Origin of the sequence: Streptomyces sp. NBC_00154, from assembly GCF_026342835.1 — a bacterium.
In the GTDB taxonomy this organism is placed as follows: Bacteria; Actinomycetota; Actinomycetes; order Streptomycetales; family Streptomycetaceae; genus Streptomyces.
Genome location: NZ_JAPEMI010000001.1, coordinates 4,605,027 through 4,618,416, shown reverse-complemented (window position 1 = coordinate 4,618,416; position 13,390 = coordinate 4,605,027). Strand labels below are relative to the sequence as shown.

At 70.3% G+C, this 13,390-nt stretch carries 10 protein-coding genes; 6 read left to right on the top strand and 4 right to left on the bottom strand.

Features of this window, described 5'->3' with window-relative positions; all coding sequences use genetic code 11:
- The first annotated feature begins 83 nt into the window (after positions 1-83).
- Together OHA03_RS20665 and OHA03_RS20660 are read left to right on the top strand one after the other, a co-directional pair.
- Entirely contained in the window at positions 84-1,130 is a 1,047-nt protein-coding gene (locus OHA03_RS20665) for a hypothetical protein (protein WP_267008283.1), read from the top strand.
- A gap of 104 nt (positions 1,131-1,234) precedes the next feature.
- On the top strand, positions 1,235-1,858 hold the full coding sequence (locus tag OHA03_RS20660; protein WP_267005290.1) for a class F sortase: 624 nt from the start codon (positions 1,235-1,237) through the stop codon (positions 1,856-1,858).
- 15 nt (positions 1,859-1,873) lie between these two features.
- Here the strand turns inward: OHA03_RS20660 and OHA03_RS20655 are convergent, their stop codons facing one another.
- The gene (locus OHA03_RS20655) at positions 1,874-2,659 is read right to left on the bottom strand and encodes a TSUP family transporter (RefSeq protein WP_267005289.1); all 786 of its coding nucleotides are present in this window, start codon (positions 2,657-2,659) and stop codon (positions 1,874-1,876) included.
- Between the two features lie 193 nt (positions 2,660-2,852).
- Between OHA03_RS20655 and OHA03_RS20650 the strand changes: the two genes are divergently transcribed.
- The 4 genes from OHA03_RS20650 to OHA03_RS20635 all read left to right on the top strand — a co-directional run bounded on the left by OHA03_RS20650 (position 2,853) and on the right by OHA03_RS20635 (position 8,028).
- A complete protein-coding gene (locus OHA03_RS20650; protein ID WP_267005288.1) occupies positions 2,853-4,076 on the top strand; it encodes an NAD(P)/FAD-dependent oxidoreductase in 1,224 nt (407 codons plus the stop codon).
- Position 4,077: 1 nt separating this feature from the next.
- Positions 4,078-6,666: a nitrite reductase large subunit NirB gene (nirB, locus tag OHA03_RS20645; RefSeq protein ID WP_267005287.1), complete on the top strand. Its 2,589-nt coding sequence runs from the start codon at positions 4,078-4,080 to the stop codon at positions 6,664-6,666.
- Positions 6,663-7,022, top strand: a complete 360-nt coding sequence (gene nirD, locus OHA03_RS20640) for a nitrite reductase small subunit NirD (protein WP_267005286.1) — start codon at positions 6,663-6,665, stop codon at positions 7,020-7,022. Before nirB ends, nirD begins: the two co-directional genes overlap by 4 nt.
- Before the next feature lie 76 nt (positions 7,023-7,098).
- Positions 7,099-8,028 carry an oxidoreductase gene (locus OHA03_RS20635; protein WP_267005285.1) on the top strand — a complete coding sequence of 310 codons (930 nt, stop codon included), beginning with the start codon at positions 7,099-7,101 and terminating at the stop codon, positions 8,026-8,028.
- 40 nt (positions 8,029-8,068) lie between these two features.
- On the opposite strand, the gene OHA03_RS20630 is transcribed toward OHA03_RS20635, so the two are convergent.
- From OHA03_RS20630 to ppdK, 3 genes are all read right to left on the bottom strand, one after another.
- Complete coding sequence (locus OHA03_RS20630; RefSeq protein ID WP_267005284.1) at positions 8,069-8,479, bottom strand: VOC family protein; 411 nt, start codon at positions 8,477-8,479, stop codon at positions 8,069-8,071.
- A 162-nt stretch (positions 8,480-8,641) separates the two neighbouring features.
- On the bottom strand, positions 8,642-9,751 hold the full coding sequence (locus tag OHA03_RS20625; RefSeq protein WP_267005283.1) for a helix-turn-helix transcriptional regulator: 1,110 nt from the start codon (positions 9,749-9,751) through the stop codon (positions 8,642-8,644).
- A gap of 605 nt (positions 9,752-10,356) precedes the next feature.
- Complete coding sequence (gene ppdK, locus OHA03_RS20620) at positions 10,357-13,188, bottom strand: pyruvate, phosphate dikinase (RefSeq protein ID WP_267005282.1); 2,832 nt, start codon at positions 13,186-13,188, stop codon at positions 10,357-10,359.
- Between the last annotated feature and the right edge of the window lie 202 nt (positions 13,189-13,390).

The window sequence follows — 13,390 nt, the reverse complement described above, 5'->3', positions numbered from 1 at the left end:
CGTCAGCAGGCGTGGGTGGCGGGCCGCCCGTTAGCTCGGAGTCAGGAGACACCAGCCAGCGCCTTCGCTCGGAGGAACCCCCCATGCCCCGTCCTGCCCGCTCCGTGACCGGCACCGCCGCCGCAGCTCTCACCGTTGCTGCGATCGGCCTCTTCACTGCCGCGCCGTCAGCGTACGCAGGTGAGCTCGGTCCACTGGAGATACCTCCGGCCGCCGCGGCTTCGGGGGACACGGTCGGAACCACGGCCTCCGGAAGCGAAACGAAGGCCACCGGGCATGCGGACTCCCTGGAGGCAGGGGTATTCGCACGGACACCGGCCAGCGAAACGGAGGCGCTCGCCGACACGTTCAGGGTGCCGGAGAAGACCGGTGCGGGAAGGGTCACCGGACAGGACGACGGTAGGGACACCGGGCAGGACAACGCCTCCGGTGACGACCCGGGCACCGGGTCGAAGTTGCCTTCCCTGGACGACCTGGCCGCCAGGGGCGAGAGCCTCATCGGGAACGCGAACCCCTTCGGGCTCGGCACCTCCACCGAGCAATCCGATACCCCACCCGAGCGCGACACGGGAAGCGACACGGGGCGCGAAACCGGAAACGGCGAACGCGACACCGGGAACGGGAACGGCGAACGCGAAACCGGAAACGGCGAACGCGACACCGGAAACGGGAACGGCGAACGCGAAACCGGAAACGGCGAACGCGACACCGGAAACGGGAACGGGAACGGGAACGGGAACGGCGGACGCGACACCGGGAACGGGAACGGGAACGGCGGACGCGACACCGGAAACGGGAACGGAAACGGGAACGGGAACGGCGGACGCGACACCGGAAACGGGAACGGCGGACGCGACACCGGAAACGGGAACGGCGGACGCGACACCGGAAACGGGAACGGCGGACGCGACACCGGAAACGGGAACGGCGGACGCGACACCGGAAACGGGGACGGCGGCGGCTACGACTCGCCCACCGGTCCTTCCGGGCACGTCAAAACTGGTGTAGGCGGCTCCGTCCGCCCGGACACCACCCAGATCGCGGCGGGCGTCGGCGTTCTCGCCGCATCCGCCGTCGGCGGAGCCTGGCTCCTGCGTCGTCGGGCGAGCGGCACGCAGGCCGGCAGCTGACGGAGGCGTATCCACGCCCCCGTCACCGCCAGGATTCCGTCCCGGTGGCCTCGCGCCACCGGGACGGGACCCATTTCCCACCTTTCCCACCCCGGAGGACAACCGTGCCCCAGAAGGCCAAGGGCTGGCTGGTCGCCCTCGCAGTGCTGGTCGGCATCTGGCTGATCCGGAACGGCTCCGAAACCCAGCTGATGCCGCCGCAGCCGACCGCTGCCCAGGCCTTCGCGGCCGGTCCCGAAGTGCAGCCCGGCTCACCGGTCGCCGAACCGCTACGCCCTTCGACACCCATCCGTCTCCGCATCCCCAGCATCAGGGTGGACGCCCCGATGATCCGGCTCGGACTCAGGTCCGACGGCAGTCTCGCCGTGCCGCCGGCCGAGAACCGTAACGTCGTCAGCTGGTACAAGGACGGCACCCCGCCCGGCGCCAAGGGCACCGCGCTCGTCGCCGGTCATGTCGACAACGCGCAGGGGCGGTCCGTCTTCTACAACCTGGGGTCCCTGGCGAAGGGCAGCACCATCGAGGTGGACCGCCGGGACGGGCACACCGCCATCTTCTCGCTCGACGCCATCGAGGTGTACGCGAACAAGGACTTCCCCGACCAGAGGGTGTACGGCGCATCGCCGAACGCCTCGCTGCGGCTGATCACCTGCGGCGGCGGCTTCTCGAAGACCACCGGCTACCAGGGCAATGTGGTGGCGTACGCGCACCTCACCGGCGTGCGGTGACCCCCGCCCGCACCCTTACGACCACTGGTCGAAGGCGAGTCGCGCGACCAGTGAGAACACCACGACCAGCAGTACGCCCCGGACGAAATCACTGCCTTTCCGGAGCGCCGTCCGCGCGCCCAGCAGCCCGCCCCCCAGGTTGAACACCGCCATCAGCGCGGCCAGCTGCCACATCACATTGCCCTGGTAGGCGAACATCGCGAGGGCGCCACCGTTGGTGCAGACGTTGACGATCTTGGCGGTGGCGGACGCCGTCACCAGATCGAGGTGGAGCACGGCCGTCAGCGCGAGCACCAGGAACGTGCCGGTGCCGGGTCCGAACAGCCCGTCGTAGAAGCCGATGCCGCCGCCGACCAGCACGACCGCGGTGACGGTACGGGCCCGGGTGACCTTGCGGTCCGTGGCCTCGGCGGCCTCCTTGCCGAACTGCGGCCGCAGCATCACGAATGCCGCGACCGCCAGCAATACCACCATGATCACCGGACGCAGCACGTCACTGCTGATCCCGGCGGCGAAGAAGGCTCCGGTCATCGATCCGGCCAGCGCCATGAGCCCGATCCGGACGGCCGTCCCGACCTTCACCGGCGCCTTGCGCGCGTAGGTCACGGCGGCGCCCGACGTACCGACGATCGCGACCGCCTTGTTGGTGCCGAGGACATGCGCGGCCGGGACGTGCGGCAGGCCCAGCAGCAGCGCGGGCAGCAGGAGCAGTCCGCCGCCGCCGACCACCGCGTCGATCCAGCCCGCGGCGGCAGCGGCGAGGCAGAGGACGACAAGGGTGGTCAGCGTGATGTCGGGCATGGTCGCGACTGTAAGGACGAGATACGTGTCCCGTCCAACTTTCCCGTCCGGATCATCGGAAAGTTGAGCCAACTCTGAGGTTCCCGGTCCGCAGCACCCTCACAGACGGCTTGCGGGGACGCTGAGCGCAAGGTTCCTCCCGGGAAACAGCGAGGATCCGGTCGGGTAACACCCGCCGCACAGGCTGCTCACCATGACGACAGAGACGGCGGACACGGCACGTGTGGTGGTGATCGGCGCCGGGATGGCGGGCGCACGGCTCGCCGCCCGGATGCCCGGCGTCACCGTCATCGGCGAGGAGACGCACGCCCCGTACAACCGGGTGCTGCTGGCCGAGGTGCTGGCCGGACGGTACGCGGCCGAGGTCATCGCCCTGCCCCCGGCCGAGGTGCGGCGCGGGGTGCGGGTGGTGCGGATCGACCGGGCGGACCGGCTGGTCCACTGCGACGACGGAAGCGTCGTGCGGTACGGGCGGCTGGTACTGGCCACCGGGTCGAACCCGGTGCTGCCGCCGCTGCGCGGGCTCGGCACCGAGATGCCGGACGGGGTGCATGCGTTTCGTACCCTCGACGACTGTTTTGCGCTGCGGGAAGCGGTGCGTGCCGGCAGCCGGAGTGCGCGCGCCGTCGTCATCGGCGGCGGACTGCTCGGTGTGTCCGCCGCCCGGGCGCTCGCCGCAGGCGGTGCGCAGGTGGTGCTGGCCCAGCAGGGCGAGCACCTCATGGAGCGGCAGCTGGACGCCGAATCGGCCGGGCTGCTCCGGCGCCACCTGGAGAGTCTCGGCGTGGAGGTGCACACCGAGTGCCGGGTTCGCGGACTGCGCTGCGCCGACAGCGCGGTGCGGGCGGTGGAGCTCGCCGACGGTTACGAGCTGGCGGCCGAGATCACGGTGCTGGCCTGCGGTGTACGTCCCAGGACCGGGCTCGCGCAGGCGGCCGGCCTGGACGTACGCCGAGGCATCGTCGTCGACGACGAGCTGCGTACCTCCGATCCGTACATCCATGCGATCGGCGACTGCGCCGAGCACCGCGGCACCGTGTACGGCCTGGCGGGCCCGGCGCTGGAGCAGGCCGATGTGCTCGCCCAGGTGCTGGCCGGGCGGTCCGCCCGCTACGAGGGGACCCGCGCCCTGACCCGCCTCACTCTGCACGGTCCGGCCGCCGACCCCGCGGGCCCCTTCGATCTGGCCGCGTTCGGGGAGTCCCGGCCGCTGCCCGGCGACGACGTCGTCCGGCTCGCCGACGCCACGCGTGGCGCGTACCGCTCGGTCGTCGTGCGGGGCGACCGGCTGGCGGGCGGGGTGCTGCTCGGCGATCTCGCCGCGGTCGGCACGCTCGCCCGGACCTGGGAGGACGACGAACCGCTCCCCGCCGAAACGTCCCTGCTCCATCTGCTCACCAACGACGGAGGCTTCTGAGATGCCGGTGTCCACTCCCCCGACCGACCACACCGCCCCGGTGCCCACGATCGTGGTCGTCGGACACGGCATGGTCGGCCAGCGGTTCCTGGAGGCGCTCGCCGACCGCGGACTGACCGCGACCGCGGGCACCGCCCGGGTCGTCGTCCTCTGCGAGGAACCCCGCGCCGCCTACGACCGGGTCCAGCTCACCTCCTACTTCGCCGGGCGGACCCCGGACGACCTGTCGCTCGCCGAGCCGGGCTTCATGGACCGGCACGGCTTCGAGCTGCATCTCGGCAACCCTGCCGAGAGCGTGGACCGCGAGGCCCGTACGGTCACCGCACGCTCCGGGGAGACCTTCGCGTACGACACGCTGGTGCTGGCCACCGGCTCGTACCCCTTCGTGCCGCCGGTCCCCGGCAAGGACGCCGTGGGCTGCTTCGTCTACCGCACCATCGAGGACCTCCTCGCCATCGAGGAGTATGCGAGGACGGCGACCACCGGTGCGGTGGTCGGCGGCGGGCTGCTCGGGCTGGAGGCGACGGGCGCGCTGAAGGGGCTCGGGCTCGACACGCACGTCGTGGAGTTCGCGCCCCGGCTGATGCCGGTGCAGGTCGACGAGGGCGGCGGCGCGGCGCTGCTGCGCACCATCGAGTCCATGGGCCTCACCGTGCACACGGGCGTCGGTACGCAGGAGGTCACCGCGGGCGAGGACGGCGCGGTGACCGGGATGGAACTCTCCGACGGTTCGTCGCTCGCCACCGACCTGGTGGTCTTCTCGGCGGGGGTACGCCCCCGGGACCAGCTGGCCCGCGACTGCGGTCTCGCGGTCGGACCACGCGGCGGCATCATCGTCGACGAGGAGTGCCGCACCTCCGACCCGGCGGTCTTCGCGATCGGCGAGTGCGCACTGGCCGCGGACGGCCGGGTGTACGGACTCGTCGCGCCCGGCTACGAGATGGCGCAGACGGCCGCCGAGGTGATCGCGGGCAGGGCGGCGGCGTTCACCGGCGCCGATCTGTCGACGAAGCTGAAGCTGCTCGGGGTGGACGTGGCGTCGTTCGGCGACGCGCACGGCACGGCCGAGGGCTGCCTCGACGTGGTGTACGCGGACTCCCGCACCGGCGTCTACAAGAAGCTGGTGATCGGCCGGGACGGCACCCTGCTCGGCGGGGTGCTGGTCGGGGACGCCGAGCAGTACGGCACGCTGCGGCCGATGACCGGTACGGTCCTGCCGGTCGCCCCGGAGCAGCTGGTGCTGCCGGCCGGTGCGGGCGGCCCGGTCACGCTCGGCCCGTCCGCGCTGCCGGACGACGCGGTGATCTGCTCCTGCCACAACGTCACCAAGGGCGCGATCTGCGAGCACACCACGCTGCCCGAGGTGAAGAAGTGCACCAAGGCCGGTACCGGCTGCGGCAGTTGCGTGAAGGTGATCGGGCAGCTGCTGCCGCAGAGCCAGGACAAGGGTCTGTGCGGCTGCTTCTCGCACACCCGCAGCGAGTTGTACGAGATCGTCCGCACCCTCGGTATCGCCTCGTACGCGGAACTGCTCGACTCGCACGGCCGTGAGGCCGCGCGCGGCGGGGACGGCTGCGAGATCTGCAAGCCGACGGTCGGCTCGATCATCGCGTCGCTGGCTCCGACGCTCGGCGCGAGCGGCTATGTGCTGGACGGCGAGCAGGCGGCTCTGCAGGACACCAACGACCACTTCCTGGCCAACCTCCAGCGCAACGGCTCGTACTCGATCGTGCCGCGCATCCCGGGAGGCGAGATCACCCCGGAGAAGCTGATCGTGATCGGCGAGGTCGCCCGCGACTTCGGCCTCTACACGAAGATCACCGGGGGCCAGCGGATCGACATGTTCGGCGCCCGTGTCGACCAGCTGCCGCTGATCTGGACGCGTCTGGTGGACGCCGGATTCGAGTCCGGGCACGCGTACGGAAAGTCGCTGCGCACGGTCAAGTCCTGCGTGGGCCGGACCTGGTGCCGGTACGGCGTGCAGGACTCGGTACGGATGGCGATCGACCTGGAGCTGCGCTATCGCGGGCTGCGCTCGCCGCACAAGCTGAAGTCGGCGGTGTCCGGCTGCGCCCGGGAGTGCGCGGAGGCCCGTGGCAAGGACTTCGGGATCATTGCCACCGCAGGCGGCTGGAACCTGTACGTGGGCGGCAACGGCGGCGCCGAACCGCGCCACGCGGACCTGCTCGCCCAGGATCTCTCCGACGCAGAACTGGTGCGCCTCATCGACCGGTTCCTGATGTTCTACATCCGCACCGCGGACCGTCTGGAGCGCACCTCGACCTGGCTGGACCGCATCGAGGGCGGCCTCGACCACGTGCGGGACGTCGTCGTCCATGACTCGCTGGGGCTCTGCGAGGAGCTGGAGCGACTGATGGCCGACCATGTCGCCGGCTACCGCGACGAGTGGGCCGAGACCATCAACGACCCGGAGCGGCTGCGGCGGTTCGTCACCTTCGTCAACGCACCCGACGCACCCGACCCGTCGGTGAAGTTCGTCCCGGAACGCGACCAGGTCAAGCCCGACCTGGAGATCCTCGCCGGCCCGGTGCTCGCTGTCCGCACTCTCGAAGGGACCTCTTCCCGATGACCGCACAGACGATGGAGACGGCACAGCAGACTCCGGTGCTCCAACTCGCCGACGGAGCGGACTGGTTCACGGTCTGCGAGCTGTCGCGGCTGACTCCCGGGCGCGGCATCGCGGCACTCCTCCCGGACGGCCGGCAGGTCGCGCTCTTCGTCGACCGGGCAGGGCGCGCGTACGCGATCGACAACCGCGATCCGTTCACCGGGGCGTACGTTCTCTCGCGCGGCCTGCTCGGGTCCGTCGAGGGGCGTCCGTTCGTCGCCTCGCCGCTGCTGAAGCAGCGCTTCGACCTGGCGACGGGCGCCTGCCTGGACGACGACGAGGTGCGCGTCCCGGTCTTCGCGGTGCGCGCCGCCTGACGGGCGCCGCGAAGCCCGGGACAGGAACGCTCCGCAGCCGATTCCGGCCAACAGGTCCCGGCCGTACGCTTGATCCATGACCCAGGGCTGGAACGCGAGCGACATCCCCGACCAGAGCGGCCGTACGGCCGTGGTCACCGGAGCCAACAGCGGCATCGGACTCGTCACGGCGCGGGAGCTGGCGCGCCGCGGCGCGCGGGTGCTGCTGGCGTGCCGTGACGAGAGCCGCGGCAAGGAGGCCGAGTCACGCATCCGGGCTGCCGTGCCGGACGCGCGGGTGGAGTTCGCACCCCTGGATCTGGCCGATCTGTCCTCGGTGAGGGAGTTCGCCGCGGCGTACCCGTTCGACCGGCTGGATCTGCTGATCAACAACGCGGGTGTGATGGCCCTGCCGTACGGGAGGACGGCCGACGGCTTCGAGACCCAGTTCGGCGTCAACCACCTCGGGCATTTCGCTCTGGGCGGCCTGCTCCTGCCCAAACTGCTCGACACCCCCGGGGCCCGGATGGTGAGCGTGTCCAGCGCGATGCACGCCGCGTCCAACATCGACATCGGTGATCTCAACAGCGAGCGCAACTACCGCCGTTGGATCGCGTACGGCCGCTCGAAGACCGCAAACCTGCTCTTCGTCCACGAGCTGGCGCGCCGGCTCGCGGCGTCCGGCTCCGACATCGTGGCCGCCGCCGCACACCCCGGCTACGCGGCGACCAATCTGCAGACCGCGGGCGTACGGATGGAGAACCGCAGGGCGGCGGAACGGGTCTTCGAACTGGGCAACCGGCTCGTTGCCCAGCCCGCGTCGTCCGGTGCGCTGCCGACGCTGTACGCGGCCACCGCGCCCGGCGTGCGCCCCGACTCGTTCACCGGCCCGAAGCTGCTGGGCTGGCGGGGTGCGCCCGCCCCGTCCTGGCGGGCGCGCTGGACGCTGAACGACGTGGCGGGCGAACGGCTGTGGGTGGCGTCCGAGCAGCTCACGGGGGTGACCTGGCCGGGCCTCAAGTCCTGACCGGGCCCGGGGCGAACGCTGCGGCTCGGCCCTGGACGGCTCAGCCCTGGCCCTGAACTGCGGCCGGGTCCATCCACACGACCTCCCAGATGTGGTGGTCGGGGTCCTGGAAGGAACGGCCGTACATGAACCCGTGGTCCACGGGCTCGTTGGCGGGCGATCCCCCGGAGGCGAGCGCCGTGTCGGCCAGCTCGTCGACCTCCTCGCGGCTCTCGGCACTGAGCGCGATGATCGCCTCGGTGGTCTTCGAGGCATCGGCGATCTCCTTCTTGGTGAACTCCTTGAAGCGCGGCTCGGTGATGAGCATGGCGAAGATGGTGTCGCTGATGACCAGGCACGCGGTGGTCTCGTCGGAGAACTGCGGGTTGAACGAGAAGCCGAGCTTGCCGAAGAAGCCCTTGGTCGTCTCCAGGTCCTTGACCGGAAGGTTCACGAAGATCATCTGGGTCATGTCCGTCTCTTCTCCTCGGCGGCGCTCCGGGTGAGCGCGGTCGAAGGGTAGACGGCAGGTCGGCGCGGAACTCATCGCGACGGGCGAGGAAATCATCCGGAGCAGCCCGCCCCACCCATTGAGCGGAGTGTCCCCACCCCCCGAGCCGTCCGCTCCCACCTGTCATGAGAGCGCGAGCGGTGCGTCTCCCCTGAGGAGCGAGCCGCCCAGCGGGGTGAGCGTGTGCAGGACCGAACTGCCGTGCCGCAGGGTGCGTACCAGCCCCGCCTCGCGCAGCACGCACGCATGCTGACTGGCCGAGGCGAGGGACACCCCGGCCCGGCGGGCGAGCTCGCTGGTCGTGCAGCCCGTGCCGATGGCCTGGAGGACCGTCGACCGGGTGTTGCCCAGGAGCCTGCCGAGCCAGGGGCCCGGGCCGGGCTCGGCGAAGACCGGGGCGACGGAGTGGGTGACCGGGTACACGAGGACGGGTGTGAGCTTCGAGTTGCGATAGACGACCGGGGTGGAGCGGCAGAAGAACGACGGCTGGAGCAGTAACCCTCGCCCGTCCAGGTGCAGTTCACGGTCGACGGGATAGTCCGCCTCCAGCACCGGGGCCCGCCAGCGGATCATGGAGGGGAGGGAGGCGAGGAGTTCGTCGGCGCCGCCGTCGAGGAGGGCGCGGCCGCGGACGGCCCGGTCGGCCTCGATGCTGGCCTGGATATGCGGCCAGTACGGCTCGACGGCGGCGCGGTGGTAACCGCGCAGGGCGGTGATGAGCCGCCCGAGAGGTTCGGTCCGCCCTTCGGAGAGCGCGTCCAGCCGGACGGGCGGCACCGGCCGACCGTCCCCCGGCCGTCCGCCCGCGGGCCGTACGCCACCGGACCGCACCCCGCGCCCGGAGCCGTGCCCGCCGCCGTGCCGCCCGCCCAGCGACAACGGCCGTCCGGGCTCACGGCAGTCGGCGCGCAGCAGGCCCAGTTCGGCGTGGAGCCGCTCGGGCGGGGTGTCGCGCAGCGCCTCCATTCCGGCATCGAAGCCGTGCGGCTCACTGCCTTCCCGGGAGGGCGTCAGAAAGTCCGGGAAATAGCCGCGAGGTGGCACGAGGGCTGCCAGCAGGCGTGTCTCACCATTCAGCCGGGGCCGGGTTTCCGTGCGCCATTTCCCGAACACCGTGGAAGCGCGCCGGTCCCGCAGCCGGTGAAAACTCAGAATGGTTTCCCACAATGCGTCCGGCCGTGTGGCCATCCGCACCTTGGAAAGGTCCATCCCGGACACATGGATACGCAGCACCGAACCCCCATCTGTTGCATCCGCAATTACCCCCGCTCAAGGGTATGCGCACCGTCACAGGACGTCACCACGGGGTTTCGGCCAGAGGTGAAACGTCTCGCCGAACCCCACCGTCACCGGAAAAGCTGTACGACGTCGGGCACGAACCTGAGCCGACCGTAAGAGCGAGTGAAGGCCGTGGGGGGTTTTGCTCGTTCGGCGGCGGTCGGCGGACGGTGCGGCTCCGTGTCCGACGGGGGTAAGCCGGGTGCGGCCCATGGGTGGGGATCCATGGGCCGCACCCCGGTCCGTTCACCGCCTATATCTTTGCGTATTGAACGATGCAATGGGCCGATGGGCGAACGGCGAACACCGAAAGCGCTTGCGCCCTTTTTCCTTTGTGCGAGGCCGGGTGACCCATTCACCCACGGCCACTCACGACCGACCGTTTCCACACACCGTCCGGCCTACGGAACCCGGCCCCCTCCCTGGCGGCTGCCGGACATGACGAAGCGGCGGCACCCCCGCACAGGGTGCCGCCGCTTCCGGGTTGTCCGGGGCTGTCGTCGAGTCGGTGAGGGTCCGGGTGAGCCGACGACAGCCCTGGAGTCCGGGGTGGATTCAGGTCAGCGGCTGTCGCTGCCCTTCGACTCCGCGGCAGCCCTGCCCGCCTCCAGACGCGCGACCGGGATCCGGAACGGCGAGCAGGAGACGTAGTCGAGGCCCACCTCGTGGAAGAAGTGCACCGACTCCGGGTCGCCGCCGTGCTCGCCGCAGACGCCGAGCTTGAGGTCCGGGCGGGTGGCCCGGCCGGCCGCGACCGCGCTGCGGACCAGGGAGCCCACACCGTCCTTGTCGATCGTCTCGAACGGCGACACCCCGAAGATGCCCTTCTCCAGGTACGCGGTGAAGAACGAGGCCTCCACGTCGTCCCGGGAGAAGCCCCACACGGTCTGGGTCAGGTCGTTCGTACCGAAGGAGAAGAACTGTGCGGCCTCGGCGATCTGACCTGCGGTCAGCGCGGCGCGCGGCAGCTCGATCATCGTGCCGATGGTCAGTTTCAGCGCGGTGCCGGTGGCCGCCTCGACCTCGGCGATGACCTGGTCGGCCTCCTCGCGGACGATCTCCAGCTCCTGGACCGTGCCGACGAGCGGAACCATGATCTCGGCGCGCGGGTCGCCCTTGGCGTTCTTGCGGTGCGCGGCCGCCTCCGCGATCGCCCGGACCTGCATCGCGAACAGGCCGGGGATGACCAGACCGAGCCGTACGCCGCGCAGACCGAGCATCGGGTTCTGCTCGTGCAGCTTGTGCACGGCCTGCAGAAGACGCAGGTCGTTCTCGTTGGCGTCCTTGCGGGACTCGGCGAGCGCGACGCGTACCGACAGCTCGGTGATGTCCGGCAGGAACTCGTGCAGCGGCGGGTCGAGCAGCCGTACGGTGACGGGCAGTCCGTCCATCGACTCGAACAGCTCGATGAAGTCGGCCTTCTGCAGCGGAAGCAGCTCGGCCAGCGCGGTCTCGCGCTCCTCGTCCGTGTCCGCGAGGATCAGCTTCTCGACCATCTCGCGGCGCTCGCCGAGGAACATGTGCTCGGTGCGGCACAGGCCGATGCCCTGGGCGCCGAAGCGGCGGGCCCGCAGAGCGTCCTCGGCGTTGTCGGCGTTGGCCCGCACCCGCAGCCTGCGGACACGGTCGGCGTACGCCATGATCCGGTGCACGGCGGCGACCAGTTCGTCGGCGTCGTCGGCGCCCGCGTGCATCCGGCCCTCGAAGTACTCGACGACCGGGGACGGGACGACGGGGACCTCACCGAGGTACACCTTGCCGGTGGAGCCGTCCACGGAGACGATGTCGCCCTCCTCGACGACGGTCCCGCCGACGGTCAGCCGACGCCGCTTGGTGTCGACCTCGATCTCCTCGGCGCCGCAGACACACGTCTTGCCCATACCGCGGGCGACGACGGCGGCGTGCGAGGTCTTGCCGCCGCGGGAGGTCAGGATGCCCTCGGCGGCGATCATGCCGTCGAGGTCGTCGGGGTTGGTCTCCCGGCGGATCAGGATGACCTTCTCGCCGGAGCGGGACCACTTGACGGCGGTGTACGAGTCGAAGACCGCCTTGCCGACCGCGGCGCCCGGAGACGCGGCGATGCCACGGCCGAGCAGCTGCGTCTTGGCGTCCTCGTCGAAGCGCGGGAACATCAGCTGCGCCAGCTGCGCCCCGGTCACCCGCTGCAGCGCCTCGGCCTCGTCGATGAGCCCCTGGTCGACCAGCTGTGTGGCGATCCGGAAGGCGGCACCGGCCGTGCGCTTGCCGACCCGGGTCTGGAGCATCCACAGCTGGCCGCGCTCGATGGTGAACTCGATGTCGCACAGGTCCTTGTAGTGCGTCTCGAGCGTCTTCATGATCTGCATCAGCTGGTCGTACGACTTCTTGTCGATCGACTCGAGCTCGGCGAGCGGGACGGTGTTGCGGATACCGGCGACGACGTCCTCGCCCTGCGCGTTCTGCAGGTAGTCGCCGTACACGCCGGCGTGGCCGCTGGCCGGGTCGCGGGTGAACGCGACCCCCGTACCGGAGTCCGGGCCGAGGTTGCCGAAGACCATGGAACAGACGTTGACGGCCGTGCCGAGGTCGCCGGGGATGCGCTCCTGGCGGCGGTAGAGCTTGGCCCGGTCGGTGTTCCACGAGTCGAAGACGGCCTTTATGGCCAGGTCCATCTGCTCGCGCGGCTCCTGCGGGAAGTCGCGTCCGGCGTCCCGCGTGACGATCTTCTTGAACTGCTTGACCAGCTTCTTCAGGTCGGCCGCGTCGAGATCCACGTCGACGGTGACGCCCTTGGCCTGCTTCGCGGCCTCCAGCGCCTCCTCGAAGAGGTCGCCGTCGACGCCGAGGACGGTCTTGCCGAACATCTGGATGAGGCGGCGGTACGAGTCCCACGCGAACCGCTCGTCGCCGGCCTGGGCGGCGAGGCCGACGACGGACGCGTCGGAGAGGCCGATGTTGAGAACCGTGTCCATCATGCCGGGCATCGAGAACTTCGCGCCGGAGCGGACGGAGACCAGCAGCGGGTCGTCGGCCTGGCCGAGCTTCTTGCCCATCTGCTTCTCGAGGGCGTCGAGGTGCGCACTGACCTCGTCGCGCAGCGCCCTCGGCTCCTCGCCGCTGTCGAGGTAGACCTTGCACGCCTCGGTGGTGATGGTGAAGCCCGGAGGGACGGGCAGCCCGAGGTTGGTCATCTCGGCGAGGTTGGCGCCCTTCCCGCCGAGCAGGTCCTTCAGATCCTTGTTGCCCTCGGTGAAGTCATAAACGAACTTCTGACCCTGGAGCTCCGGGGTGGATACGTGGGGATCTTTGTTTTCCGACACGGGTCTCGACTCCTCGAGGACGCGGGTGGCTGCCCTGACGGCCAGGAACATACCCAGATCGAAGGTGCCTGGGTACGTCCACTTGCGCGTCATGCGGCCTTAACCACTCGTCCGCCAGCAGATCGAAAGTTGCGTACGGCTGCGCCTCTCGGACACGGTCATTCGACTCTTGAACTCATAATCACCCAGAGCGTTCAAGATGGCAGGTATTCGGCACGCTGGGTAGTGGATGCATCGATCGATCAAAGTAAAGTCGGGTGGCACCGAGTGCCATCATTTGAGAAATGCAGTCCCC